Genomic DNA, 2,175 nt, shown 5'->3' with positions numbered 1-2,175 from the left:
ATTCATCCCTTTGGTTTTGCTCTGAAGGTGGCAAGGTGCTTAGGTATTCCCTGATCTTCATCAGGCTGCACTCTGCGTCCGATTCAAGGGCCATCCCCGGAAGATAGCGGGCTAAACAATGGGTATCCAGAGGGTGTTGTTCAAGCGCATTCATTGCCCGGACTGAAACACATTTGAACGGTGGCACAGACAGTCCTATTGCCTGCATGAGCTGCAGAAACATTCCCTTGCCCCCGAGCAGTTCACGGCATGGGGGAGAGTTGTCAGTAGCCAGACCCGGGACAGATGCACTGCAAAGGCGCTTGGTAATTGGCGTTGTGCAGACAGGGATGGTGTCAGTATCCCTGAAATACCTATTGGATGAACTACTGGCCCGGGTATCCTTATTCGGATTCGTTGCGGGGACTTGATGACATGTTTTTTCAGATCCGGCGGGTAACATAAATATATCCCTTCAAAGTTAATATTCATCCATGACTTAATGGCCAAGGGGCTGTCAAATCAATCAATTAACTTCGTTAGACTGGGATCTTTTTATAAAGTTCCTCCGTTAGCCTGAAACACGCAATAGAAAAAAACAACGATAAGTAAAAAGTACTATCAGCCATGGCCATTAGAATCATTTTTTTTATCGCTTCGTAGTCTTTTACTGGCATATCTCAGAGCGTCCGGTTCATTTGCTACAGCAGCCATGACCACCTCTTTATTATCCTGAAGTTCCGGGCTTGCATAAATCAGCGCCAGGCCATTTTGACTGACTGCAGCCATGACCACCTTTGTATTACCCTTAAGTTCCCGGCTTGCATAGTCCAGCGCCAAGCCATTTCGACTGACTGCGGCAATGACAACATCGTTATCATTCTTCAGTTCTTTACTCGCATACATCAGGTCATCTGGATATTCTGCAATGGCTGCTAATACCAGCTCTCTATCATTCAGAATCCGTTGACTGGCATATTTCAGTCCGTGATTCAGCAAGATATTCCTGACCTTGTCTTTATCATCTGAAAGCGGATGAGCCGGTGGAAGATAAAACTCCAGTCTGTAACACCAGGATGGATTGATAACAAAGTATTGATTGCTCAGGCCATACACCTGCTCAATCAATTGGGGAGCGTAAACGGTATCTTCCAATAAATAATGATGCAAGAGCTCCGATCGAGTGCCCTCAGCGATCTCATCACTCATTAACAGTTCATGCAGACTGTCCTCTGATTTTTCCTGCTGAGATACCAGGAACTCACACTCAGCTAACCGCCGTGCATAGTGAATAAACTGTTGGAGTGGGTTGCTTAACAATCGGCAACAATCGCGATCAATATGGAAACCACCCCCATAAAACATTGAGAAAAGGCAATGTTGAAAGTCGAATCTATCGGCTTCTGTCGCAACATCGTCATTAAGGCGTTGTGCAAGCATGTTAAAGTTCCACTGAACTCCATTAGAAATGCGACCTGCAAAGTGTATATCCAGCCAGTCCATGGAATGCAGCACGATCATCAGTTTTTTGAAGGCTTCCTGCATGGATTGACGTGAACTCATTCGGGGACACTCTACGATAATCTCTCCCGCTGTGCCGTTGCAACTTAGCTTCATGGGACCAGCATCTTCACGCAGCTCTATCGCTTTCAGAAGCTTGACCAGAAACCACATACGTTTTAACTTGCCAGCTTTTTCCCAACCAGAAATTTTATCGAATTGGTCAGAAAATTTCAGTCGCAAGGTTCGTCCTTTCCCTCCCTCTGCGTTTTCAAGCAGCTCAACAACACCCTTATGAGCTCCAAGATTCAGGTTAACAATCAGGGCATCATCGATGATGACCGCAGTCCCTGAAAGCCGTAATTTTTTGATGGATGCCTTGCCGGACGGATTCAACAGCGGTTCCTGTCCACCCGAATTATCCGAAGTTGTGAAATCAACGTAGGTGACGTTCTCTTCCTCAGACACCCTACCCTGACGTGAAGTCAGAGCAACCGGTGCCAGCGCCTCTACGAAGCGCTGATGCAGGGCAAAAATCAGCTCATGGACACTTCGGACCCGCTCAGCCTTCGAGGGGGTGAGTGCCTGAAGACAGGATTGTAGCTGATGGCAATCTGCCACCCACTGACGAAACACTCTCTGGGATACCTGCCCTTCTTCAGCGGCCTGCATGGGCGTAATGATACTCTCTAACCC

Annotated in this window: 2 protein-coding genes; both read right to left on the bottom strand. The window is 47.3% G+C overall.

Features of this window, described 5'->3' with window-relative positions; genetic code table 11:
- Positions 1-442, bottom strand: a 442-nt coding sequence (locus KDK16_RS08030; protein WP_257275511.1) for a hypothetical protein, incomplete at its 3' end; no start/stop codon positions are given.
- A 158-nt stretch (positions 443-600) separates the two neighbouring features.
- The coding region (locus KDK16_RS08025) for a DUF4116 domain-containing protein (RefSeq protein WP_257275510.1) at positions 601-2,175 on the bottom strand (1,575 nt) is incomplete at its 5' end.

Source organism: Endozoicomonas sp. SESOKO4 (genome assembly GCF_024606275.1).
The sequence above is the reverse complement of the archived record's forward strand: the minus strand, read 5'-3'. Positions and strand labels throughout refer to the sequence as shown.